The organism is Candidatus Pantoea soli, assembly GCF_007833795.1.
In the GTDB taxonomy this organism is placed as follows: domain Bacteria; phylum Pseudomonadota; class Gammaproteobacteria; order Enterobacterales; family Enterobacteriaceae; genus Pantoea; species Pantoea soli.
This window is the reverse complement of sequence record NZ_CP032702.1, coordinates 1,162,234-1,186,415: the sequence shown is the minus strand read 5'-3', so window position 1 is coordinate 1,186,415 and position 24,182 is coordinate 1,162,234. Positions and strand designations below refer to the sequence as shown.

Annotated in this window: 23 protein-coding genes and 3 tRNA genes; 12 read left to right on the top strand and 14 right to left on the bottom strand. The window is 59.9% G+C overall.

Annotation, left to right across the window (positions count from 1 at the left end; all coding sequences use genetic code 11):
- Nucleotides 1-4: 4 nt before the first annotated feature.
- The 4 genes from modC to D8B20_RS05490 form a co-directional block, all read right to left on the bottom strand.
- Complete coding sequence (gene modC, locus D8B20_RS05505; protein ID WP_145887859.1) at nt 5-1,063, bottom strand: molybdenum ABC transporter ATP-binding protein ModC; 1,059 nt, start codon at nt 1,061-1,063, stop codon at nt 5-7.
- Nucleotides 1,057-1,755 (bottom strand): molybdate ABC transporter permease subunit, encoded by a 699-nt coding sequence (gene modB, locus D8B20_RS05500; RefSeq protein WP_145887858.1) that lies wholly within the window; start codon nt 1,753-1,755, stop codon nt 1,057-1,059. The genes modC and modB overlap by 7 nt, the downstream gene beginning before the upstream one ends.
- Nucleotides 1,752-2,525: a molybdate ABC transporter substrate-binding protein gene (modA, locus tag D8B20_RS05495; protein WP_145887856.1), complete on the bottom strand. Its 774-nt coding sequence runs from the start codon at nt 2,523-2,525 to the stop codon at nt 1,752-1,754. Before modA ends, modB begins: the two co-directional genes overlap by 4 nt.
- Before the next feature lie 128 nt (nt 2,526-2,653).
- Nucleotides 2,654-2,812, bottom strand: a complete 159-nt coding sequence (locus tag D8B20_RS05490; RefSeq protein ID WP_021508511.1) for an AcrZ family multidrug efflux pump-associated protein — start codon at nt 2,810-2,812, stop codon at nt 2,654-2,656.
- Between the two features lie 117 nt (nt 2,813-2,929).
- On the opposite strand from D8B20_RS05490, the gene modE reads away from it, so the two are divergent.
- The 7 genes from modE to gpmA all read left to right on the top strand — a co-directional run bounded on the left by modE (nt 2,930) and on the right by gpmA (nt 9,799).
- Nucleotides 2,930-3,712, top strand: a complete 783-nt coding sequence (gene modE / locus D8B20_RS05485; RefSeq protein WP_145887855.1) for a molybdenum-dependent transcriptional regulator — start codon at nt 2,930-2,932, stop codon at nt 3,710-3,712.
- Between the two features lie 75 nt (nt 3,713-3,787).
- Nucleotides 3,788-5,266, top strand: a complete 1,479-nt coding sequence (gene modF / locus D8B20_RS05480; protein ID WP_145887853.1) for a molybdate ABC transporter ATP-binding protein ModF — start codon at nt 3,788-3,790, stop codon at nt 5,264-5,266.
- A gap of 73 nt (nt 5,267-5,339) precedes the next feature.
- On the top strand, nt 5,340-5,498 hold the full coding sequence (locus tag D8B20_RS21545; RefSeq protein ID WP_186454403.1) for a hypothetical protein: 159 nt from the start codon (nt 5,340-5,342) through the stop codon (nt 5,496-5,498).
- 178 nt (nt 5,499-5,676) lie between these two features.
- The gene (gene galT / locus D8B20_RS05475) at nt 5,677-6,720 is read left to right on the top strand and encodes a galactose-1-phosphate uridylyltransferase (protein ID WP_145887851.1); all 1,044 of its coding nucleotides are present in this window, start codon (nt 5,677-5,679) and stop codon (nt 6,718-6,720) included.
- Complete coding sequence (gene galK, locus D8B20_RS05470) at nt 6,720-7,868, top strand: galactokinase (RefSeq protein WP_145887849.1); 1,149 nt, start codon at nt 6,720-6,722, stop codon at nt 7,866-7,868. The genes galT and galK overlap by 1 nt, the downstream gene beginning before the upstream one ends.
- Entirely contained in the window at nt 7,862-8,905 is a 1,044-nt protein-coding gene (gene galM / locus D8B20_RS05465; protein WP_145887847.1) for a galactose-1-epimerase, read from the top strand. The genes galK and galM overlap by 7 nt, the downstream gene beginning before the upstream one ends.
- Before the next feature lie 141 nt (nt 8,906-9,046).
- A complete protein-coding gene (gpmA, locus tag D8B20_RS05460) occupies nt 9,047-9,799 on the top strand; it encodes a 2,3-diphosphoglycerate-dependent phosphoglycerate mutase (RefSeq protein ID WP_145887845.1) in 753 nt (250 codons plus the stop codon).
- 61 nt (nt 9,800-9,860) lie between these two features.
- On the opposite strand, the gene aroG is transcribed toward gpmA, so the two are convergent.
- Nucleotides 9,861-10,913 carry a 3-deoxy-7-phosphoheptulonate synthase AroG gene (gene aroG / locus D8B20_RS05455; protein ID WP_145887843.1) on the bottom strand — a complete coding sequence of 351 codons (1,053 nt, stop codon included), beginning with the start codon at nt 10,911-10,913 and terminating at the stop codon, nt 9,861-9,863.
- 294 nt (nt 10,914-11,207) lie between these two features.
- On the opposite strand from aroG, the gene D8B20_RS05450 reads away from it, so the two are divergent.
- From D8B20_RS05450 to zitB, 4 genes are all read left to right on the top strand, one after another.
- Nucleotides 11,208-11,567 (top strand): YbgS-like family protein, encoded by a 360-nt coding sequence (locus tag D8B20_RS05450; RefSeq protein ID WP_370664120.1) that lies wholly within the window; start codon nt 11,208-11,210, stop codon nt 11,565-11,567.
- Nucleotides 11,568-11,671: 104 nt separating this feature from the next.
- The gene (locus D8B20_RS05445; RefSeq protein WP_145887841.1) at nt 11,672-12,256 is read left to right on the top strand and encodes a response regulator transcription factor; all 585 of its coding nucleotides are present in this window, start codon (nt 11,672-11,674) and stop codon (nt 12,254-12,256) included.
- Nucleotides 12,257-12,291: 35 nt separating this feature from the next.
- A complete protein-coding gene (locus D8B20_RS05440) occupies nt 12,292-15,324 on the top strand; it encodes an ATP-binding protein (RefSeq protein WP_261388087.1) in 3,033 nt (1,010 codons plus the stop codon).
- Nucleotides 15,293-16,258, top strand: a complete 966-nt coding sequence (zitB, locus tag D8B20_RS05435) for a CDF family zinc transporter ZitB (protein ID WP_145887837.1) — start codon at nt 15,293-15,295, stop codon at nt 16,256-16,258. Before D8B20_RS05440 ends, zitB begins: the two co-directional genes overlap by 32 nt.
- Here zitB and pnuC read toward each other — a convergent pair.
- The 3 genes from pnuC to D8B20_RS05420 all read right to left on the bottom strand — a co-directional run bounded on the left by pnuC (nt 16,252) and on the right by D8B20_RS05420 (nt 18,703).
- Entirely contained in the window at nt 16,252-16,974 is a 723-nt protein-coding gene (gene pnuC, locus D8B20_RS05430; protein ID WP_145890412.1) for a nicotinamide riboside transporter PnuC, read from the bottom strand. The two genes, zitB and pnuC, sit on opposite strands and share 7 nt — an antisense overlap.
- Before the next feature lie 25 nt (nt 16,975-16,999).
- Nucleotides 17,000-18,061 carry a quinolinate synthase NadA gene (gene nadA, locus D8B20_RS05425; RefSeq protein WP_145887835.1) on the bottom strand — a complete coding sequence of 354 codons (1,062 nt, stop codon included), beginning with the start codon at nt 18,059-18,061 and terminating at the stop codon, nt 17,000-17,002.
- 126 nt (nt 18,062-18,187) lie between these two features.
- Nucleotides 18,188-18,703, bottom strand: coding sequence for a methylated-DNA--[protein]-cysteine S-methyltransferase (locus tag D8B20_RS05420; RefSeq protein ID WP_145887833.1), 516 nt, complete (start codon nt 18,701-18,703; stop codon nt 18,188-18,190).
- Between the two features lie 158 nt (nt 18,704-18,861).
- Between D8B20_RS05420 and D8B20_RS05415 the strand changes: the two genes are divergently transcribed.
- The gene (locus D8B20_RS05415) at nt 18,862-20,322 is read left to right on the top strand and encodes a DNA-3-methyladenine glycosylase 2 (RefSeq protein ID WP_145887832.1); all 1,461 of its coding nucleotides are present in this window, start codon (nt 18,862-18,864) and stop codon (nt 20,320-20,322) included.
- 633 nt (nt 20,323-20,955) lie between these two features.
- On the opposite strand, the gene D8B20_RS05410 is transcribed toward D8B20_RS05415, so the two are convergent.
- The 6 genes from D8B20_RS05410 to tolB form a co-directional block, all read right to left on the bottom strand.
- A tRNA-Lys gene (locus D8B20_RS05410) sits at nt 20,956-21,031 on the bottom strand.
- Between the two features lie 32 nt (nt 21,032-21,063).
- Nucleotides 21,064-21,139: transfer RNA gene (locus tag D8B20_RS05405), tRNA-Lys, on the bottom strand.
- 46 nt (nt 21,140-21,185) lie between these two features.
- Nucleotides 21,186-21,261 (bottom strand) — tRNA-Lys (locus D8B20_RS05400).
- 166 nt (nt 21,262-21,427) lie between these two features.
- Entirely contained in the window at nt 21,428-22,228 is an 801-nt protein-coding gene (cpoB, locus tag D8B20_RS05395) for a cell division protein CpoB (RefSeq protein ID WP_145887830.1), read from the bottom strand.
- A 9-nt stretch (nt 22,229-22,237) separates the two neighbouring features.
- Nucleotides 22,238-22,759, bottom strand: a complete 522-nt coding sequence (gene pal / locus D8B20_RS05390) for a peptidoglycan-associated lipoprotein Pal (protein ID WP_145887828.1) — start codon at nt 22,757-22,759, stop codon at nt 22,238-22,240.
- Nucleotides 22,760-22,823: 64 nt separating this feature from the next.
- The gene (gene tolB, locus D8B20_RS05385; protein WP_145887826.1) at nt 22,824-24,119 is read right to left on the bottom strand and encodes a Tol-Pal system beta propeller repeat protein TolB; all 1,296 of its coding nucleotides are present in this window, start codon (nt 24,117-24,119) and stop codon (nt 22,824-22,826) included.
- Nucleotides 24,120-24,182: the final 63 nt, after the last annotated feature.

The following is a 24,182-nucleotide window of genomic DNA, read 5'->3' as shown; positions in this document are numbered from 1 at the left end:
CCGCTCAGGCGGCAATGGAGACGCTTTTAATCTGCGCATACAGCCACTGATCCGGCCGGATGTTCAGTTCGTCACGCGCCCAGGGTGAGATGCGCGCCCACAGCTCGCTGATGCCGATGCGCAGCTTGACCTCCACCTGATCGTCCAGCTCCAGCAGTTCCACCACCTGTGCCGGCAGGATATTGCGGATAGAGGTGTTCTGCGGCGGCTGCAGCGCCAGCGAGACATCGGCGGAGGCAATGCGGATACGCAGCGCGGTTTTCACCGGCTGGTGCACCCGGCTGACCCAGATATGCTGGTCGCCCAGCGACAGCGCGGTCATTGGATAATCCGGGTGCTGCTCCAGCACCTGCACGCGCAGCACGCTGGTGCGCTCTGCCGCCGGTAGCCACGGACGCATTGCCGTGCTGCTCCATACCCGTTCCAGCGGACCAAACGCCTTTACCCGGCCGTTATCCAGCACCAGCACGTTCTCCGCCAGCTGCAGAATCTCCTCCAGGCTGTGCGAAACGTAAAGCAGCGGAATATCCACCTGCTTCGCCAGTTTTTGCAGATACGGCATCAGCTCACGCTTGCGCGGCAGATCCAGCGAGGCCAGCGGCTCATCCATCAGCAGTATGTCCGGCGCGGTCAGCAGCGCCCGGCCTATCGCCACGCGCTGTTTTTCCCCGCCGGAGAGCGAAGCCGGATAGCGCTGCAGCAGCGCCTCCAGCCCCAGCAGCGCGACCAGCGCGTCAAACTGCGGTTTCATCGCTGCCGCCATGCCGTATTGCAGGTTGCCGCGCACCCGGTAATGCGGAAACAGGCGCGCATCCTGAAAGACATAGCCAATGCGACGCTTTTCCGGCGGCAGATTAATGCCGCTGGCGGCGTCATACAGCAGGCGGTCATTCAGCTGAATCTGGCCGCGCTGCGGCTGGGTCAGACCACTAATGGCATTGATCAGCGAGGTTTTGCCAGCCCCGGAGACACCGAACAGGGCGGTGATGCCGCTGGCGGGAATCTGTACATCCAGTTCCAGCTGGTGGTCACCCAGCTGCTGGGAGAAATTCAGCGTCAGCATGCTGCACCTCCGGTACGCCGGCGGCCCCAGCGCGCCAGCAGCTCTGACGCCAGCAGCGACAGCAGCGCCAGCGCAATCGCCACCGCGCACAGGCGCGACGTCATGCCTTCGGCACCCGGGGTTTCAATCAGGGTAAACATCGCAGAAGGGATGGTGCGCGTCTCGCCCGGTATGTTAGAGACAAAGGTAATGGTGGCACCAAACTCACCCAGCGAGCGGGCAAAGGCCAGCACCGTACCGGCGATGATGCCCGGCAGCGTTAACGGTAGCGTGATGGTAAAAAACACCCGCCAGCGCCCGGCGCCCAGCGTACGTGCCGCCTGCTCCAGCCGGGTATCAACCGCTTCCAGCGCAAGGCGAATAGCACGCACCATCAGCGGAAAGGCCATCACCGCCGACGCCAGCGCCGCGCCGCGCCAGCTGAAGGCGAAGGTAAAGCCAAACCAGTCATACAGCCAGCTGCCGATAAATCCCCGCCGCCCCAGCGCGATAAGCAGCAGATAGCCCACCACCACCGGTGGCAGGACCAGCGGCAGGTGGACCAGGCTATCCAGCAGGGTTTTGCCCGGAAAGCGGCAGCGCGCCAGGACCCAGGCCATCAGGATGCCAAACGGCAGGCTGCACAGCACCGCCACGCAGGAAACTTTCAGGCTGAGAAAAACGGCCTGCCATTCAGGATCGCTTAATATCATCGCTTCGGCGTAAATCCATACTGTTTAAACACGGCAGCGGCATCCGGCCCCTGCAGATAGCGATAGAAGGCCTCAACCGTTGCGTTCTGATGTTCTTTCACGATCGCCAGCGGATATTCCACCGGCTTGTGGCTGTCTTCCGGGAACCGCCCCACCACCTGCACCTGCTGGCTGGCCACCGCATCCGAGCCGTACACAATGCCGTACGGCGCTTCGTTGCGTTCCACCAGCGCCAGCGCGGCACGTACGTTACTGGCCGGCGCCAGCACCGGCGACAGCGTATCCCATGCGCCCAGTTTTTGCAGCGCTTCTTTAGCATAGATGCCTGCCGGCACATGGTCCGGATCGCCGGTTGCCAGCCGTTCACCTTTCAGCAGACTTTTCCAGTCGGTCTGCGCGTTGAGGGTGACAGAATGGGCGGCGGCGCTTTTGGGCGCAATCAGCACCAGATCGTTGCCCAGCAGCGTCCGACGCGTGCTGGCAATGACGCTCTGTTTTGCCACCACCTCGTCCATCCACTGCTGGTCGGCAGAGATAAACAAATCGGCCGGTGCACCCTGATCAATCTGGCGCGCCAGCACCGATGAGGACGCAAAAGAGGCGACCACCTCAACGCCGTGCTGCTTCTGATACTGCGTGGCGATATCCTGCAGCGCATTGGTCAGGGACGCGGCGGCAAACACGGTCACTTTCTCTGCCGCCATGGCCTGGCCGGTCAGCGACACCGCGACGGCGACTGTCGCCACCCGCCAGTCATATTTTTTCAGCATAGTTCACTCCTGGTTACGTTATATATTTGATAATACAACGCAATCAGGAAAGCCGCTATCGGTGTTATATCGGCAAAAACAGCAGGAAGTTGAATGAAAAACGCCCGCTGCATGCGGGCGTCTGAAGATCAGTGGTGTGAGCTGTTGGCAGGACGATCGTCGCGGCGGCCAAATTTAGAGATGACGTTAAACACTTCACCCAAGCCGTAAATCAGGCCAAGCATAATGGCCATTACAATTGGCACCATGATGATGGCCACAGCCAGGCTTTTCAATAATTCCAGCATGGAAACCTCACGCAAAATAGAAAAAGGGGATTGTAACGGCTGGCTAAAAAAAGGCACTGCCCTTTTCGTGCTTTTACTTTAGGCCTTACACTGGTGTCGTCAACCCAAGGAGCTGATATGCAGGCCGAACTCTCTCTTCACATCCGTCTTCAGCAGAAGCTGTTTGCCGACCCCCGCCGCATTGTGCTGCTGCAGCGCATCCGGGAAACCGGCTCCATCAGTCAGGGGGCAAAGCTGGCAGGCATCAGTTACAAAAGTGCCTGGGACGCGATCAATGATATGAATCAGCTGGCCGACCACACGCTGGTCGCGCGCGCGACCGGCGGCAAAGGCGGCGGCGGTGCGCAGCTGACGCGCTATGGCGAACGCCTGATTCAGCTGTTTCAGCTGATGGAGCAGATCCAGCAGAAGGCGTTTGATGTGCTGCAGAATGACAGCCTGCCGCTGGACAGCCTGCTGGCCGCCATTGCCCGCTTTTCACTGCAGACCAGCGCGCGCAATCAGCTGTTTGGTACCGTGGTGCTGCGCGATTGTCAGCAGGTGCAGCAGCACATAGAGGTGTTACTGGCGGATGGCAGCACGCGGGTAAACGTGGCCGTGACCGCACACAGCGCCGATCGTCTGCAGCTGGCCAGCGGTAAAGAGGTGCTGCTGCTGATCAAAGCCCCGTGGATTCAGGTGCTGCGCCAGCCAGCCGGGCAGGATAACCAGCTGGCCGCACAGATTGTTGCCATTGAACCCGGCGAACAGGTCAGCGAAGTGCTGATGACACTGGCAAGCGGCGAGACGCTGTGCGCCACGGTCGCCAGCGACGCGCTGCAGCAGCAGCCGCTGCAGCGCGGTATGCATGTCATCGCGGCTTTTAACGCGGAACATGCCATTCTCGCGACACTGCTCTGATCTGCCCGCCATGATTTGACTTCAGTTATCCTGCCCGCTACAACGGGTAATACGATGCAGAAAATGGAACAAATCATGGCCTCATTGCATATTTCGCAAGGCATATTTCATCTGAGCGCTACCCGAACGCTCACCCTGGAGGCGCTCACCCTTAATCGTGGCGAAAGCTGGGCGTTTGTCGGGGCTAACGGCAGCGGAAAATCCTCGCTGGCGCGCGCGCTGTCCGGCGAGCTGCTGCCCGGTAAAGGCCGCGTCACCACGAGTTTTCAGCGCCGCACGCGGCTTTCACTGGAGCAGCTTCAGGCGCTGGTCAGCGAAGAGTGGGAACGCAACAACACCGACTTGCTGAGCGAGGGCGAGGACGATACCGGCCGGACCGCCGCGCAGATTATTCAGCAGGAGGTGAATGATGCGGCGCGTTGCGCGGCGCTGGCGCAGCAGTTTGGCATCCATCATCTGCTGGAACGCCGCTTTAAGTATCTTTCCACCGGGGAGACGCGCAAAACGCTGCTGTGTCAGGCGCTGATGGCCCGGCCGGATCTGCTGATTCTGGATGAGCCTTTCGATGGTCTGGACGTGGCTTCGCGCGCCAGCCTGGCGGAAACCCTGCAGGCGCTGCACCAGCAGGGTTACACCCTGGTGCTGGTGCTGAACCGGTTTGACGATATTCCTGATTTCGTGCAGCAGGTCGGCGTGCTGGCCGAAGGCACGCTGACGCACGTTGGCGCGCGCCAGGCCATTCTTGCGGAGGCGCTGGTGGCGCAGCTGGCGCACAGCGAAACGCTGCAGGGCATGGCGCTGCCGGAGCCGGATGCGCCGGATCGGCTGCCCGCCCTGGCAGCAAACGCGCCGCGCGTACAGCTGCGCAACGGCGTTGTCTCCTGGGGTGATAACGTGGTGATTCATGGCCTGAGCTGGCAGGTCAGCGCGGGCGAACACTGGCAGATCACCGGGCCGAACGGGGCCGGGAAATCCACCCTGCTCAGTCTGGTCACCGGTGACCATCCGCAGGGTTACAGCAACGACCTGACGCTGTTTGGTATCCGGCGCGGCAGCGGCGAAACCATCTGGGATATCAAACAGCACATCGGCTATGTCAGCAGCAGCCTGCATCTGGATTACCGCGTTAGCTGTAACGTGCGCACCGTGATCCTTTCCGGATTTTTCGACTCGATTGGCTTGTATCAGGCGGTCTCGGAGCGGCAAAAGGCGCTGGCACGTCAGTGGCTGGCGCTGCTCGGCATGGATAATGCGCTGGCCGATGCCCCCTTCCACAGCCTCTCCTGGGGGCAGCAGCGGCTGGTGTTGATTGCCCGTGCGCTGGTGAAACATCCGACGCTGCTGATTCTGGATGAGCCGCTGCAGGGGCTGGATCCGATCAACCGCCAGCTGGTACGGCGGTTTGTCGATGTGCTGATCGGCGAAGGCCGGACGCAGCTGCTGTTTGTTTCGCATCACGCGGAGGACGCACCGCAGTGCATTACGCACCGTCTTAGCTTTGTGAAACAGGGTGACGGTTACGTTTATCAGCAGGAAGCCCTGCGCGAGGTTTAATCTCCAGCGCGTGCCCCGGTGGCGAGCATGGTGGCCGGGGCCTGCCTGAACGGCAGGTGCCGCAGCGGCGAAAATGCGCTCGGCTCTGCCGCCGCCTGCCCTGCGCCATGCCGCTGCCCGCTTTGCCGGCGGGCCGCGCGCGCGCCCGATTATTCTTTTCCGGCCCGGCGATCCCGGCATGTTGCAGCTGCGCAAGGTTTGCGTGTCAGCCAGCGCCCGGCAGCCAATGTAACCGCTACCATTTCATTGCGGGCTTATTCAGCAATTGTGACACTCAACCCCACAAAATGAGAATCGTCACCTTGTGTAAACGATACCATTTATCCAGACTGGATCACGCTTTCACGTCGCCCTGTGTGCTACGTTGGAGGCAGTGATTTTTCATTGTTTGCCGTTTACCAGGACTTGTTATGGAAAAATTTAACCCGGTCGATCATCCGCATCGCCGTTATAACCCGTTGATCGATCAATGGGTGCTGGTTTCACCGCACCGGGCAAAACGTCCGTGGCAGGGTGCACAGGAGACGCCGGCGCTGGAGAGCCTGCCCGCGCACGATCCTGATTGCTTCCTGTGCGCCGGAAACACGCGCATCACCGGTGATAAAAATCCCGATTATAAAAACACTTACGTGTTCACCAATGATTTCGCAGCGCTGATGACCGACACGCCGGACGCGCCGGAAAGCGACGATCTGCTGATGCGCTGCGAAAGCGCACGCGGCACCAGTCGCGTTATCTGCTTCTCACCGGATCACAGCAAAACGCTGCCGGAGCTGCCGCTGAGCAACCTTGAAGCCATCGTACGCACCTGGCAGGAGCAGACCGCCGAACTGGGACAGCACTATCCCTGGGTCCAGGTGTTTGAAAACAAAGGCGCGGCGATGGGCTGTTCTAACCCGCATCCGCACGGACAAATCTGGGCCAACAGCTTCCTGCCAAACGAAGCGCAGAAAGAGGACGCGCACCAGCGCCGCTACTTTGCGCAGAACGGATCGCCGATGCTGCTGGATTACCTGGCGCGCGAACAGCAGGATGGCAGCCGCACGGTGGTAGAAACGGCGCACTGGCTGGCTGTGGTGCCGTGGTGGGCGGCCTGGCCGTTTGAAACCCTGCTGCTGCCGAAAGCGCACATCAAACGTCTGACCGATCTTGATGACGCACAGCGCAGCGATCTGGCGCTGGCGCTGAAACGGCTCACCAGCCGCTACGATAATCTGTTCCAGTGCTCTTTCCCCTACTCCATGGGCTGGCACGGCGCGCCGTTTAACGGCGAGAGCAACGATCACTGGCAGCTGCACGCGCACTTCTATCCGCCGCTGCTGCGCTCAGCCACGGTGCGTAAATTTATGGTTGGCTATGAAATGCTGGCTGAAACCCAACGTGATTTAACGGCGGAACAGGCAGCGGAACGTCTGCGTTCTGTCAGCGATATCCATTTCCGTGAGGCGCAATAATGTCTTTAAAATCAGTTACCCAACAGGCGTTCGCTGACGCATTCGGCTACCAGGCTACGCACAGTATTCAGGCGCCGGGCCGCGTGAACCTGATCGGCGAACACACCGATTACAACGACGGTTTTGTGCTGCCGTGTGCCATTGACTATCAGACCGTGATTGCCTGCGCGCGCCGTGACGATCGTCAGGTGCGCGTGATTGCCGTGGATTATGACCATGAGCAGGATAGCTTCTCACTGGATGCGCCTATCGAGCCGGTTGAAGCGCCGATGTGGGCGAACTATGTGCGCGGGGTGGTGAAACATCTGCAGAAGCGTGACGCCAGCTTTGGCGGTGTGGATATGGTGATCAGCGGCAACGTGCCGCAGGGTGCCGGCCTCAGCTCCTCGGCCTCGCTGGAAGTGGCGGTTGGCACCGTGTTCCGCCAGCTGTATCAGCTGCCGCTGGATGGTGCCGCCATTGCGGTGAACGGTCAGGAAGCGGAAAACCAGTTTGTCGGCTGCAACTGCGGCATTATGGATCAGCTCATCTCCGCGCTCGGCCAGCCGGACCACGCCATGCTGCTGGACTGCCGCACGCTGAGCACCCGCGCCGTCTCCCTGCCGCAGGATGTGGCGGTGGTGATTATCAACTCCAATTTCCGCCGTACGCTGGTGGGCAGTGAATACAACACCCGTCGCGAACAGTGTGAAGCCGGGGCGCGCTTTTTCAATAAGCCGGCGCTGCGCGATGTCACGCTGGAGGAGTTTACCGCCGCTGAGCATCAGCTGGATAAGCGCGTGGCAAAACGCGTGCGTCACGTCATTACCGAGAACGCGCGCACGCTGGAAGCCGCTGACGCCCTCAGCCACGGCGACCTGCAGCGTATGGGCGAGCTGATGGCGGAATCACACGCCTCCATGCGCGATGACTTTGAAATCACCGTGCCCCCCATCGACCAGCTGGTGGAAATTGTAAAAGCGGAAATCGGCACGCACGGCGGCGTACGCATGACCGGCGGCGGCTTTGGTGGCTGCATCGTGGCACTGATGCCGGCGGGCATGGTGGATCAGGTGAAAGCGGCCGTGGCGGAAAAATACGAAGCGCAGACCGGCATCAAAGAGACGTTTTACGTCTGCAAAGCTTCTGCAGGAGCCGGCGAATGGTAAGCGACGTCAATTCTCACGCGCCCGACGGACAGCCGTGGCGCATCACGGTACTGCGCAATCGCAACGGTATGGTCGCCACGTTTATGGACTGGGGCGCCACCTGGCTCTCGGCGCGCGTGCCGATGCAGGATGGCAGCGTACGTGAGGCGCTGCTGGGCTGCGCCACGCCGTCTGATTATCTGCATCAGGATGCCTATCTGGGTGCCACGGTCGGGCGCTATGCCAACCGCATCGCCTCTGCCGAGCTGAAAAAAATCAATCTGCTGCTGGCGGCCAATCAGGGGCCGCATCAGCTGCACGGCGGGCCGGAGGGGTTTGATAAACGCCGCTGGCAGATCCTCAGCCAGAGCGACAGCGAAGTCCACTATCGTATCGACTCGCCGGATGGCGATCAGGGCTATCCCGGCAATCTGATTGCCGATGTCATTTACCAGCTGGATGACGATAACTGCGTTTCAATTCGCTATACGGCGCACACCGATAAAGCCTGCCCGGTCGGCCTGACCAACCATGCTTACTTCAACCTTGACGCGCATCATGGCGACGCACGTCAGCATCGCTTACAACTGCAGGCCGATCGCTATCTGCCCGTGGACAGCGCCGGCATTCCCGCTGCGCCGCTGAAGGCGGTGGACGGAACCAGTTTTGATTTCCGTCAGCCGAAGTGCATCGCCGATGATTTCCTGGCCGATGACGATCAGAAAGCGGTGAAAGGCTATGATCATGGGTTTCTGCTTAATACCGCCGGCGACTGCAGCCAGCCGGCCGCGCAGCTCTGGTCGGCGGATGGGCGCCTGCAGCTGAGCGTCTTTACCTCTGCACCGGCGCTGCAGTTCTACTCCGGCAACTATCTGGCCGGAACGCGCGCCCGCGAACAGGACAGCTATACTGCTTTCCAGGGCATCGCGCTGGAGAGTGAATTTTTACCGGATTCGCCCAACCATAGCGAATGGCCGCAGCCTGATTGCTGGCTGCAACCCGGCGACACATGGCGCTCCGTGACGCGTTACCGCTTCACCCCGCACGCCGCCGGATGAAAAACGCGCACTGCGATGCCGACAGGCTTACGCCGTGCGCCGATTTCCGCTATGGTATGGCGCTATCAGTGAGCCGCAGCAACAGGTGGCCGCAGCCGGTTTCTATCATCATTGAAACATCAAGCATTAAGGAGTAAAGCTATGGCCGTAACTAAGCTGGTTCTGGTGCGCCACGGCGAAAGCCAGTGGAATCAGGAAAACCGCTTCACCGGATGGTACGATGTGGATCTGTCCGACAAGGGTCGCACCGAAGCCAAAGCAGCCGGTCAGCTGCTGAAGAAAGAAGGTTTCGTGTTTGATTTTGCCTATACCTCGGTGCTGAAGCGCGCTATCCACACCCTGTGGAACGTGCTGGATGAGCTGGATCAGGCCTGGCTGCCGGTGGAAAAAAGCTGGCGTCTGAACGAGCGCCACTACGGTGCGCTGCAGGGTCTGGATAAAGCCGAAACCGCGGCCAAATATGGCGACGAGCAGGTTAAACAGTGGCGTCGTGGTTTTGCCGTGACCCCGCCAGAACTGGACCGCGCCGATGAGCGTTTCCCGGGCCACGATCCGCGTTACAAATCACTGAGCGAAAGCCAGCTGCCTACCACTGAGAGCCTGGCGCTGACCATCGATCGCGTGATTCCTTACTGGAACGAAAGCATCCTGCCACGCATTAAAAGTGGTGAGAAGGTGATCATTGCGGCGCACGGTAACTCTCTGCGCGCGCTGGTGAAATACCTGGATAACATGAGCGAAGATGAGATCCTCGAACTGAACATCCCAACCGGCGTGCCGCTGGTGTATGAGTTCGACGAAAACTTCAAGCCAATCAAACATTACTATCTGGGTGACGCTGACGAAATCGCTGCGAAAGCCGCTGCGGTCGCGAACCAGGGTAAAGCGAAGTAATTGTCTTCATAAACAACAAGGCCAGACACGCGTCTGGCCTTTTTTATGGGTTGCGTGCTGCTTAGCCGCGACGGGTGCGAATCGCCTCAGCCAGCAGGCGCAGGGCTTTCTCCGTGTCGTCCCAGCCGATACAGGCGTCCGTCACGCTCTGGCCGTACACCAGCGGTTTGCCGCTCTCCAAGCTCTGATTGCCTTCCACCAGATGGCTTTCAATCATCACCCCGGTGATCGCCTGTTCGCCGCCGGCAATCTGCCCGGCGACATCTTCCGCTACCACCATCTGGCGCTGGAACTGCTTGCTGCTGTTGGCATGACTGAAATCGATCATCACCTGCGGACGCAGGCCTGCTTTCTCCAGCCCGGCTTTAACCGCGGCGACATGCTCCGCGCTGTAGTTAGGCTCTTTGCCGCCGCGCAGAATGATGTGGCAATCTTCATTGCCGCTGGTTTCCACGATGGCAGAGTGGCCATATTTGGTCACGGAAAGGAAGCAGTGCGGTGCACTGGCCGCGCCGATGGCGTCAATCGCCACCTTAATGGTGCCGTCGGTGCCGTTTTTGAACCCCACCGGGCAGGAGAGTCCCGAGGCGAGTTCGCGGTGCACCTGCGATTCGGTGGTACGCGCGCCGATAGCGCCCCAGCTCATCAGATCGGCCATATACTGCGGCGTGATCATATCCAGGAACTCGCCGGCCGCCGGCAGGCCGGTTTCATTGATATCCACCAGCAGCTTGCGCGCCAGGCGCAGGCCTTCATTGATGTCGAAGCTGCCATCCATCCAGGGATCGTTGATCAGCCCTTTCCAGCCAACGGTGGTACGCGGCTTTTCAAAGTAGACGCGCATGACCACTTCCAGCTCGCCTTTTAATTCTTCCCGCAGCTGCAGCAGCCGGCCTGCATACTCTTTTGCCGCTGCGGTGTCATGAATTGAGCATGGGCCGATGACCACCAGCAGGCGATCGTCTTCGCCGTGCAAGATGCGGTGAATGGCCTGACGGGCGCGTGACACGGTTTGTGCAGCATGTTCCGTGGCGGGAAATTTTTCCAGCAGCGCAACCGGAGGAAGTAACTCTTTGATTTCTTTGATACGTAAATCGTCGTTCTGGTAATCCATACTTATTCCATTCACATTCCTGGCCCTGCGTACGCCGGGCGCAACCTGACCAATGTATCCCGTCGGGCTGCGGGTGTAAATTATGTGAATAAGGTAAATACAGGTTACAAATTTGCATTTAGACGGTCATCAACTAAGCTTTTTAAACGTAAGCGCTAAGGAATGCCGCGCTCACGATATTTATTTTTAAACCCAGCGTTACAGGTGGAATTTTATTCCGTCGCGGCACGCTATTTTCGTCAATCCGCACCCGCGGGTGTGAGACGGCAACTATCCATTTATTACAGGAGCATAATGATGAATAAGTTTGCAATTATCTTTCTGACGGCAGCGATGACATTAGGTAGCGGTGCGGCGATGGCTGCGGATAACAACAATGGCCAGGCAAACGCCTCTGCGGAAGCAGGTGCAGCGGCGGGCGGTGCGAAACAGAATCTGCCGCCAAACAATGTTGATAACAGCAACATTAATACCGGCAACACCAATACCAACAGCGCAGCGACCTCCGGTACCGGCACCGGCGATATGTCTGCCAGCCAGGTGCACAAAAACACCATGTGTAAAGATGGCCGTTGCCCGGATATGAATAAGAAAGTTGAGACCAAGCACGGTGGCGGTCACGTGAAACATAAAACGGACGGCACCACGCAGTAATCCGCATTTTTGCTGTCCATCGGGCGAGCTGAGGCTCGCCCTTTTATTTTTCCCTCCGCCCTTTTCCGCTATGCTGAACGCCTGGTTAACACAGGAACGGTTACATGGCTTCGCTGCTGCTTATTGATGATCACCCGTTAGTGGAAGTCGCGCTGGAAGCGGCTTGCCTCAATGCCCCTATTCCGCTGCAACTTTACGCCGCGGCCGATGAAGCCCAGGCGCGCCAGCTGTTACAACAGCATGCCATCGATCTGATCATCCTTGATATCGGTCTGCCGGACAGCGACGGGCTGGAGCTGCTGCGCCGCCTGCGGGCGCGTAATCCGCAGTATCCGGTGCTGATCTATTCGGCGCAGCAGAGCCGGCACACGCTGCTCAGCGCGGTCTCACTCGGTGCTGCTGGCTACGTGGTGAAAAGCCAGAGCATGGCACAGCTGCTCAGCGCCATTCTGGCGGTGCTGGGCGGCCAGCAGGCGTTTCCCCCGTTGCCAGAGCGCATCGCGCTGCCGCTCACCGAAAAAGAGCAGCAGATTGCGGCGCTGCTGGTGCGCGGCCTCTCCAATCTGCAGATTGGCGAACAGCTGCATATCAGTAATAAGACCGTCAGCACGCACAAAAAAAATATCTTTGAAAAAACCGGCGTTCACTCCGTGGTAGAACTGGCCGAGCTGTGGAAAGCGCAGCAGTGAGATCGCTGCTGCTGCTGTGTCTGCTGCTGCTCAGCATGCTGGCACGCGCGGCATTACAGCCTGCCAGCAGCGTGATGCTGCCTGCGATGATGCCCGCCCCGCATGCAGAGCCCTGGTCTGCCGCTCCGCTGCGCGTGGCTGTTCCGGCGCAGAACAGCGCCCCCTGGGCCATGCGTATCGGTGACCGCCTCTGGGGCATAGACGCCGATTATCTCAGCGCCCTCAGCCAGCTGAGCGGCACCCGCTTCACGCTCTCCGGCTACCCTGACCGTGCCGCGCAGCTGGCCGCGCTGCAGCGGGGCGAGGTGGATCTGGTGCTCAGCAATCAGCACGCTGCGTTGCCGCCGGGTGTGCTGCTGAGCGACAGCTGGTATACCAGCCCGGTGCGTATCTACCGCAACCGGGAAAATCAGCGCGCCGTAATGTTTAACAGTGATAACGCTCAGCTGACCATCGCCGCCGCCACGCTGGCAGAACTGCCGCCGGAATGGGTGCGCAGGCACCGCTGGCACACGCTGCCGGGCGATTTACAGGCGCTGTATGCGCTGCTGAATCAGCACAGCGATTATCTGGTGGCCGACGAAGCCAGCGCCGGTTTTTTGCTGAGCCAGCTGCAGCAGGGGCAGATCTATCAGATTACCGCAGACGCAGGCGGTGCAGAGCTTACGCTGCGCGCACTGGCCCGCGATCCGGCGCTGATTCGCTGGATCAACGCGCAGCTGCGCCTGCTGCCGGCGGAGTTCAGCAGCCGCGTGCAGCAGCGCTGGAGCCCGCCGCTGCTGCGCTACCAGGATACGCAAACCCTGATGCCCAGCGCCGCAGAACAAGCCTGGCTGGCGCAGCATGCCGAGATCCCCTACGCAGCCGAAGCGGATAACGCGCCCTGGAGCTATCGCGATGCCAGCGGCAATGCGCGTGGCTTTGGCATCGATCTGCTGAACGCACTGAGTCAGAGCACCGGCCTGCGCTTCACGCCGCGCTGGGTCAGCAATCCACAGCAGGCCGATGCGCTGATGCAGCAGCAGCAGGTGATGCTGAATCTGCTGCAGCCACTGTATGGCGAAGAGGCCAGCGGCACGACCCTGCCGGTGTGGCGTGCCATCTGGGGCATTTATACACTGGCCCCCCAGCAGCCGATGGGCTGGCCATCGCTGCAGGGGCAGCGCGTGGGGGTACTGCGTGGCGATCTCGCCCAGCGCTTGCTGCCGCCGGGCATGACGCCTCAGCTGTTCAATGACCGCACACAGCTGTGGCAGGCGCTGAACGCCGGTCAGATTGATGCGCTGGTTGATAATGTCCTTTCTGCGCGCTGGCGTATGGCCAGCCATGAAGGCAACGGTGTGCATCTGGCCTTTGCCGCCAGCGATGTCGCCTGGCCGCTGGCACCGCAGGTGAGCGCACAGCAGCCGCAGCTGCGTGCGCTGCTCGATCACGCCCTGCAGCAGATCCCGCCGGATACGCTTAATCAGATGCGCGTCAGCTGGGCGCAGCCGCCGCAGCCCGGCACCCGCATGACCATGCGTAACGTGCCGCTGATGGTGCTGATGGCCGCCGGGGCGATCATTCTGCTGCTGCTGTTGCTGCTGCTGCGGCGCTATCTGCAGCAGCGCCGCGAACGGCTGCAGCGCGAGCAGGCTGAACGGGCCAATGCCGCCAAGAGTCAGTTTCTTGCCACCGCCAGCCACGAACTGCGCACGCCGATGCAGGCGATTCTGGGCCTGCTGGAGCTGGAGCTGCAGCAGCGCCCGGACGCCCGGCTGGCGCTGATGCACAGCAGCGCACGCTCGCTGATGGCCCTGCTGAACGATCTGCAGGATCATGCACGCATTGAAAACCAGAGTTTCCGCCTGGCGCCGCGCCCGCTCGATCTGGCTCACTGGCTGCAACAGCAGCAGCAGTTCTATCATCCACTGATGCGCGAAGCCGGCCCGCAGCTGCACGTCACCGCGCTGACGCCCCTGCCTTCGTGCGTGCGGCTGGACAGCGATCGTTTACAGCAGGTGGTCAATAACCTGATTGCCAACGCCCTGAAATTTACCCGCCAGGGTGAAATCCGCCTGACGCTGGCGGTGACCGATACCATCGAACTGACGGTAAGCGATACCGGCAGCGGGATTCCGGCGGATGAGCAGGCACGGCTGTTTGAGCCCTGGTATCAGGCGCCGTCCGGCAAAAGCCATGCGGTGCAGGGCAGCGGCCTTGGGCTGTTTATCTGCCGCGAAATTGTGCAGCGCATGGGCGGTACGCTGACGCTAAGCTCGGTGCCGGATCAGGGCACCCAGGTGCGGCTGCAACTGCCGCTGGAAATAGCTGAAGCCACAGAAACCGACAGCAGCGTGCACTGGCCGCGCTATCCGCAGCTGCGCGTGGCGATCGTTGATGACCACCCGGCCAATTTACTGGTGATGCAGCAGCAGCTGGCCAGCTTCGGCGTTGCCGCAGCCGTATTTGAACAGGGGCGCGATCTGCTGCGGGCGGACGCGCAGCAGCCGTTTGACGTGCTGTTTATTGACCAGATGATGCCGCGGCCGGACGGGCTGCTGCTGCTACGTATCCTGCGGCGGCGTCAGCGGCGGCGCGGCCATGTCGCCCTGCGCGTGCTGTGCTCGGCGGATGTACAACTGCTGAAACTGCCGCTGCAGGCGGACGAAGCGCAGCTGATAAAGCCTTTTACTCTGCGCGATATCGCTCCGCTGCTGGCGCGGGCCGCCAGTGACCCGCTGGCGGCGATAGAGGAGAACCTGCTGCGGCTGGCGCAGCATAACGCGGCTTTTGTTCCGCGCCTGTGCCAGACGCTGCAGCGCACGCTACAGCAGGATCGCGATGCTCTGCTGCGCGCCAGCGAGGCGCTGGACTGGACAACGCTGGCGCACGCCGCGCACCGGCTGAAAGGCAGCGCGCTGATGCTGGGCATGGAGAAGATGGCAGCGCGCTGCCAGCAGCTTAGCGATCGGGCAAAGGCGCATCAGCCTGACCCCGATAATCTCAATTTACTGATATCATTAACGAACAGCTTACTTCACCAACTGGAAAGTTATGGCACACACTCACTCTCACAGCGAGCATAATGGCAACCGTTCTCGCCTTGCCGCTGCCTTTGGCGTTACGACGCTGTTTATGGTGGCCGAGGTGGCCGGCGGTCTGATTTCAGGCTCGCTGGCGCTGCTGGCCGATGCCGGACACATGTTAACGGATGCCGCTGCGCTGCTGATGGCGCTGCTGGCGGTGCAGTTTGCCAGGCGCAAACCCAATGCCCGCCACACTTTCGGCCTGCTGCGGCTGACCACGCTGGCGGCGTTTGTGAATGCTATTGCGCTGCTGGTTATTACCGTGCTGATTGTCTGGGAGGCGCTGCGCCGTTTTTACCAGCCGCAGCCGGTGCAGGGCGGCCTGATGCTGGGTATCGCTATCGCCGGCCTGCTGGCCAATCTGCTGTCGTTCTGGCTGCTGCATCGCGGCAGTGCGGAACAGAACCTGAACGTGCGCGCGGCGGCGCTGCATGTGCTGGGCGACCTGCTCGGTTCCGTTGGCGCCATCGTGGCGGCGGTGATCATCATGTACACCGGCTGGACCCCCATCGATCCTATTCTGTCGCTGCTGGTGTCACTGCTGGTGGTACGCAGCGCGTGGTCGCTGCTGCGTGAAAGCCTGCATGAGCTGCTGGAAGGCGCGCCGGGCAATATCGATAGCGCTAAACTGGCGCGTGAACTGACGCGGAATATTGATGAGGTGCGCAATGTGCATCACCTCCACGTCTGGCAGGTGGGTGAAAAACCGGTGCTGACGCTGCATGTGCAGGTGATTCCGCCTTACGACCACGATGGCCTGCTGCAGCGGATCCATCAGTTTTTGCATCAGCATTATCAGATAGCGCATGCCACCGTGCAGATGGAGTATCAGCCCTGCAGCGGGCCGGATTGTGAACTGGGGATGGACGCTGACGCAGCGCACGCGCATCACGACCACGCGGCGCTGGAAGGCCACGCCCATCACTCTCACTGAGACAACAGCGCGCGTGAGCCCTGCTCACGCGCGCTTTTCATCCACAGGCGCGAGCCGTTCAGGGCAATCAGCGTCAGAATCGCATATTCCAGCGACATGGCATACACGCCCTGCCGGGCAAAAATCATGACGCTGATAACGTTGATCACCACCCACAGCAGCCAGTTCTCAACGTATTTACGCGTCATCAGAATCATCGCCACGATCGACAACACCGTCATGCAGGCATCCCAGAACGGGAACGCATCCGGCTGCAGCTGCGGCTGCGTGACGTTCAGACCTGCGCTTTGCATCAGGCTGACGGCGATACGCGTGAGAAAACCAAACACCGGATCGATATAGCGTGTCATCAGCGCAATGGCAATCACGCAGGCCACGCCCCAGCCTATGGCTTTGGGCAGCGGCAGCCAGCGGATTTTCAGCGCCGCTTCGTGACTGCTGGTTTGCCGGCTCCAGGCATACCAGCCATAAACATTCGCCACAAAGAAGAACAGCTGCAGCAGCAGGCTGGCGTAGAGCTGAATCTGGAAAAAGATCACCGCAAACAGCGTGACGTTAATCAGACCAAACAGGTAGTTAATCAGCTTTTCCTGACTGGCGAGCCAGATACACAGCAGCCCGGCCAGCGTGCCAACTGCTTCAATCCACGAGAGATCGTAGCCGCCTGCGCCGAGCGGAATATGCACCAGAATATTTTGCGTGCTAAAGAAATCCATCATCTGCACCTTGATGAAAGCCGTCTCAGGCGTTCCCTTTCACATTGAGTTTACGTTGTGCAGCAAAGTCTAGCATGCGTTTGAGCGGCAGTAAGGCCGCCTCACGCAGCGCCGCATCAACATGAATTTCATGGTCGCTGCCGCCCTGCGCCAGCCCCTGCGCTATCGCCTGCAGGCCGTTCATTGCCATCCATGGACAGTGCGCACAGCTGCGGCAGGTGGCGCCCTCCCCGGCGGTGGGCGCTTCCAGCAGCGTTTTATCCGGCACCGCCTGCTGCATTTTGTAGAAGATGCCGCGATCGGTCGCCACAATCATCTGCGGGTGCGGCAGATTGCGGGCGGCCTGAATCAGCTGGCTGGTGGAGCCTACCGCATCGGCCAGCGCCACAATCGCCTGCGGCGACTCCGGATGCACCAGCACCGCCGCCTGCGGATAGAGCGCTTTCATGCGCTGCAGCGCCTGCGTTTTGAATTCATCATGCACGATGCACGCGCCCTGCCAGCACAGCACATCCGCCCCGGTTTGCCGGGTGACATAGCGGCCCAGGTGCTGGTCCGGTGCCCAGAGGATTTTTTCGCCCAGGCCATCAAGGTGTTCAATCAGCTCAACCGCGATACTGGAGGTGACAACCCAGTCGGCGCGCGCCTTCACCGCCGCCGAGGTGTTGGCATACACCACCACGGTGCGGTCCGGATGCGCGTCACAGAAGCGGTTAAATTCTTCAATCGGACAGCCGAGATCCAGCGAACACTCCGCCTGTAACGTCGGCATCAGCACGGTTTTCTCCGGGCTGAGGATTTTTGCCGTTTCCCCCATAAAGCGCACCCCCGCCACCAGCAGGGTTTTGGCCGGATGCGTGCTGCCAAATCGCGCCATCTCCAGCGAATCCGCCACGCAGCCGCCGGTCTCTTCCGCCAGCGCCTGGATTTCCGGATCGGTGTAGTAATGGGCCACCATGACCGCGTCGCGTTGCTTCAGCAGGGATTTGATTTCACGAATATAACGGGCTTTTTCTGCCTCGCTGAGGCGTGCTGGCTTGGGGGGAAAAGGATAAATCGCGCTTTCTGGATCGAACATCGCACTCATGACACGGCTCTCGTTTTATCTATTTAACAAAAACGCCACTAATGCTGAATTAGTGGCGTTTAATCCGCTACAGCGTTTTATATGCTAAACACGATAGCGGAAACGTCAGCGCGTGTCGTCTCTTTTTTATTCGGGCAGCCGCAGCTGCGTGACCGCAGACGCGGTTTGCGGGCTTTCCAGCTGCAGCAGAAAGGCCTTCACTGTCAGCCCGCCGGCAAAGCCGGTGAGCTTGCCGTTGCTGCCGATGACCCGATGACAGGGCGCCATGATTGACAGCGGATTTTTGCCGTTGGCGGCCCCCACGGCGCGCACCGCTTTGGGATGACCGATCTGCTCGGCAATCTGCCGGTAGCTGCGCGTTTCGCCAAACGGAATGGTCAGCAGCGCCTGCCAGACCTTCTGCTGAAACGCCGTGCCGACGGTGTCAAAGGGCATGTCAAACCGCTGACGCTCGCCGGCGAAATACTCCCGCAGCTGGCGTTCAGCCTCACACAAAATCGGATGATCATCATTACGGCTGATCGGCCTGAGCGGCACGCGCTGCGCCCCTTCATTTTCCCACAGAATGGCAGACAGCCCGCGGTCAGTGGCGATAAGCGTCAGTTCACCCACGGGGGTGGCGATGATTTTGGCATGGTACATGGTGCGTCTCCGGCATGAGCAATACGCAGCAGTATCGCACTTCTGGCGGCATAAACTGGCTGTTTTCGGTCATGCGTTTAAACTGGTTAGCTGTCCGAAAGCAGCGCGTTTTTTCCGGGCGACTGCGTGACCATGCTGTTTATTTGCCGGAGATGATGATGTTTGATCCAGACACTGCATACCAGGCGCTGACCTCGCGCGATAGCCGCTTTGACGGGGTATTTTTTGTTGGCGTGACTTCTACCGGCATTTACTGCCGTCCCATCTGTCCGGTTAAAGCGCCGATGCAGAAGAACTGCCTGTTTTTTGCCAGCGCTGAAGCGGCGGAGAAGGCGCATTTTCGTCCCTGTATGCGCTGTCGTCCTGAGCTGGCGCCGGGCTCCGCGCCGGTGGACAGCCATCATCGCATCGCCGATCGCCTGATTCGGCGCATTGAAGAGGGGCTGCTGGAGGAGCAGGAGACGCTGGCGGCGATTGCCGCCGAATTCAACCTGAGCGCGCGCCAGCTGCGTCGTGTGGTGCAGCAGGAGCTGGGCGTGTCGCCGCTGGAGCTGCGCCAGACGCGCCGTATGCTGCTGGCCAAGCAGCTGCTGACCGAAACCACCCTGCCGGTGACGGAAATCGCTTATGCCAGCGGATTCCGCAGCCTGCGTCGCTTCAACGACGTGTTTCAGGCGCGCTATCGTATGACGCCGTCGCGCCTGCGGAGGCAGAACCAGCCTGACGCGGTGAGCACGCTGCAGGAGAGCGCAGAGCTGCGGCTGAGCTATCGGCCGCCCTATGACTGGGAGGCGATGCTGCTGTTTCTGCAGCAGCACATTATGCAGGAAGTGGAATGGGTGCATGACGATGCCTATCACCGCACTGTGCGGCTGGGTGCCTGCCGCGGCTGGGTGCGCGTCAGCCATCTGCCGCAAAAGCAGGCGCTGCTGGTGCAGTTCACCACCACCCTGACGCCGGTGCTGCCGGCCCTGCTGCGCCGGTTGCGCGACCTGTTTGATCTGGATGCTCAGCCGCTGCGTATTCGTGAGCATCTTGGTCAGGATCCGCTGCTGGCAGAGAGTTTCGAGCGCTATCCCGGCCTGCGCGTGCCGGGCGCGTTTGACGGCTTTGAGCTGGCGGTACGGGCCATTCTGGGGCAGCAGGTGACAGTGAAGGCAGGCACCACGCTCAGCAGCCGTCTCGCCGGTCGTTTTGGCGAGCCGCTGACAACGCCCTGGCCTGCGCTTTCACGCCTGTCACCGACGCCAGCCGCGCTGGCCGATGCGACGATTGATGACATTGCCGGGCTGGGGATTGTCAGCGCGCGTTCACACGCCATTCTGTCACTGGCGCAGATCTGCGCCTCTGGCGCGCTGCGTTTCAACGGTGTCGGGCATCCGGATATTGTGCAGCAGCAGCTACTGGCGCTGAAAGGCATTGGTCCGTGGACCGCCAGCTATATCGCCATGCGCGCGTTGCGCTGGCCGGATGCGTTTCCCAAAGAGGACATTGCGATTCGCAACAATCTGGGTGGCGTCAGTGCCAAAGTGGCAGAGCTGATGTCTCAGGTGTGGCGACCGTGGCGCAGCTATGCGGTGCTGCATATCTGGAAAAGCCTGACGCCACCGAAGAAGTAATCGCTGCGCGGCATTCTGCCAGGCACCGTCCTTTCGCGTCGCGCCCTGAACCGCGGCTCAGTGACCTGAAAGTCCGATAAGGCGGGTGCGGAGATGCGATGACTCCAGCCAGTGATTGTGCATTGCTTCGCTTCCGGACAGCGGCTCAGTGACCTGAAAGCGCGTTAAGGCGGGTGCGGAGACGCGAAGCGTCCGAGCCAGGGATGGCGAGGCCGATCCACAGGGAGGTGAGTTTCCTTCGCACGCCGCCCCGCCTTAACGGGCACGGCATGGCAGCATCCCCTCAACTTCCCGGCGCGGCATCAGCACCCGCTGCATCCGCTTTCTCAGCCCGCTGCGTTGCCGCACGCGCAAACGAAATACCGCGCTTCCGGACAGCGGCTCAGTGACCTGAAAGCCCGTTAAGGCGGGCGCGGAGACGCGAAGCGTCCGAGCCAGGGATGGCGAGGCCGATCTACAGGGAGGTGAGTTTCCTTCGCACGCCGCCCCGCCTTAACGGGCCGGGCACGGCATCGGCAGCTTACCCTGCTTTTCCCGGCGATTCAGTCGAACCTGCGCAGGTTCTCATCCTGCACGGCAAGCCACGAAGCCCGAAAACGAAAAAAGCGCCCTGAAGGCGCTTTTTTCTGAATCTGGTGGGTCGTGCAGGATTCGAACCTGCGACCAATTGATTAAAAGTCAACTGCTCTACCAACTGAGCTAACGACCCGCTCGGTGAAGGCTTTACAACTTTAAACTTGATGGTGGGTCGTGCAGGATTCGAACCTGCGACCAATTGATTAAAAGTCAACTGCTCTACCAACTGAGCTAACGACCCATCAAGGTTGTGAAGCAAACTGAAGTTCTCTCTGTACTGCCTGAGATGGTGGGTCGTGCAGGATTCGAACCTGCGACCAATTGATTAAAAGTCAACTGCTCTACCAACTGAGCTAACGACCCATCTTCAGTGCTGCCGATACTTATTAAGATATGTCCCGGCAACGGCGGCATATATTACTGATTTAGCGGGAGGGCGCAACCCTTATTTTCTACTCATCCTGTCAACTGCTTACCTTTCATGCGGCAAGACCAGAAATCAAACGAAATCCGGTCTTTGCTGCATCAGTTACAGGCCGGCAAGGCGTTTTTGCGCCAGTTTGGCAGATTCGGTATTCGGGAATTGTTTGATCACCTGCTGGTAGACCGCTTTGGCTTTTGCCGTGTCGTTCTTCTCCTGCATGATCACCCCAACCTTAAACAGCGCTTCTGCCGCTTTCGGCGATTTCGGGTAGTTTTTTACCACAGTGGCAAAATAATAGGCCGCGTCGTCCTTTTTGCCCTTGTTGTAATGAAGCTGACCCAGCCAGTAGTTGGCATTAGGCTGATAGGTGGAGTCCGGGTATTTTTTGACCCATGCCTGCAGCGCAGCAATTGCCTGGTCGTACTGCTTCTTCTCAAGAATCAGCGCAACCGCGGCATTGTAATCGGTGTTGGCATCGCCGGTTTGCGCGGGAGCAGCCGCCGGTGCACTGGCACCGCTGCCCGCGTCAGCGTTTCCCGCTGCGGCCCCTGCTGCGGCTGCATCTGCCCCACCGCTCGCCTGAGCGCCATTGCTGCCGCTGCTCAGACTATCGATCTGCTGATACAGCTGCTTCTGGCGCTCGATCACCTGATTCAGCTGATAACTGTTTTGCTGGATTTGCCCGCGCAGCGAATCGATATCGCTCTGGTTGTCACTCATCTGCTGCTGCAACTGCTGCAGAAGCTGAGCCTGGGCATTAGAGATACGTTCAAGAGTGGTGACACGGTCTTCGACCGAGCCTGAGCCAACGCTACTGATTGACGCCTGGGCAGTAGCGGCCCAGGGGGCCGCTACACCAACCAGTAACGACAGACTCAACAGAGAAAGTCTGAAGTTACTCATCATACAATTGTCTTAGTAAACCAGTACGGCACGACGGTTTTTGGCGTAAGCCGCTTCGTCATGACCCAGTACAGCCGGTTTTTCTTTACCGTAAGAAACGATAGACATCTGGTCAGCAGACACGCCTTTGCCCTGCAGGTACATCTTCACGGCATTAGCACGACGCTCGCCCAGGGCGATGTTGTATTCTGGCGTACCGCGCTCATCCGCGTGACCTTCGATGGTCACTTTGTAAGATGGGTTGCTGCGCAGGAAAGCAGCGTGCTGATCCAGCATCTGCGCGTAGTCAGACTGGACGTCGTACTTATCCAGACCGAAGTAAACGATGTTGTTCTGCTGCAGCTGCTGCATCTGCAGACGCGCCTGCTCGTCAGAAGACATGTTGCCGTTCTGGCCAGCGCCCGCGCCGTATGCACCATCAGCGCCGCCCATGCCGGTCTGATCGTTGTTGTTGTTTTTGTGAGAGCTACATGCAGCTACCGCGATAACCGGCAGAGCCAGCATCAAACCCTTCAGCACTTTGTTCAGTTGCATTTCTTTATCCTATTATTTTGTTTGCCATACATTTTACTCCCCCGCCGGGCGGAGGAGCGATGCATCACAGATACGGCGACCAGGCAGGGAATTTGACCTGTCCATCAGTTGCCGGAAGACGCGCTTTGAAACGCCCATCAGTAGAAACCAACTGCAACACGGAACCCATCCCCTGAGTAGAGCTATAGATTACCATTGTGCCGTTCGGTGCCAGACTTGGCGTCTCATCCAGGAACGTGTCCGTTATTGTCTGAACGGCTCCCGTTTCCAGATCCTGTTTGGCGACGTGCTGCGCACCACCGGCGCTGCTGATCATCACCATGGTTTTACCGTCGGATGACACATCCGCATCCTGGTTTTGTGCGCCTTCCCAGGTAATACGTTGTGGCGTACCGCCGTTGATACCAACTTTATAAATCTGCGGTGCACCCGCCTGATCCGAGGTATAGGCCAGCGTCTGGCTATCCGGGAACCAGGTTGGTTCGGTGCTGTTGTAGCGGCCATCCGTCACCTGACGCGTCTGGCCGGAAGCCAGGTCCATCACGTACAGGTTCAGGCTGCCGGTTTTAGACAGCGCAAAGGCCAGTTTGGAACCATCCGGTGAGAAAGCCGGTGCCCCGTTGTGGCGCGGATAAGATGCGACCTGACGGATTGCACCGTTAGCCAGCGTCTGAACCACCAGCGCCGATTTACCGCTTTCAAAGGTCACATACGCAACTTTGCTGCCGTCTGGTGACCAGGCCGGTGACATCAGCGGCTGCGGTGAGCGGTGAACCACAAACTGGTTGTAGCCATCATAATCTGATACGCGCAGCTCATACGGGAACTGACCGCCGTTGGTCTGCACCACGTAAGCGATACGGGTGCGGAACGCACCTTTGATACCGGTCAGCTTTTCAAACACTTCATCGCTGGCGGTATGCGCGGCGTAACGCAGCCACTGCTTCGTCACTTTATACGAGTTCTGCGCCAGCACGCTGCCTGGCGCACCGCCGGTATCCACCAGCTGATAGGCAATCTGGTAGCTGCCATCGGCGTTAGGTGTGACCTGGCCAACAATCACTGCGTCAATCCCCAGTGCGCTCCAGGCGGCAGGCTGAACTTCCTGCGCGCTGGCGGGCTGCTGTGGCAGACGCGAGCGATCGAGCGGATTGAATTTACCGCTGTTACGCAGGTCAGCCGCGACAATGCCACCAATATCTTCCGGTGCTGCGCCAGGGCCGGCCCACTTAAAGGGAACCACACCAATCGGGCGTGCGGTATTCACGCCCTGCGTAATTTCGATGCGCACTTCTGCATGCAGCATCGCTGCCCACAGCAGTACAAAAAAACCTAAGGTTACACGAAGTGCCTGCTTCATCTTTTCTCCCTTATCTGAACCGCAGTTCACGATAATTCGCACAGTTCCTGAAAATACACGAGT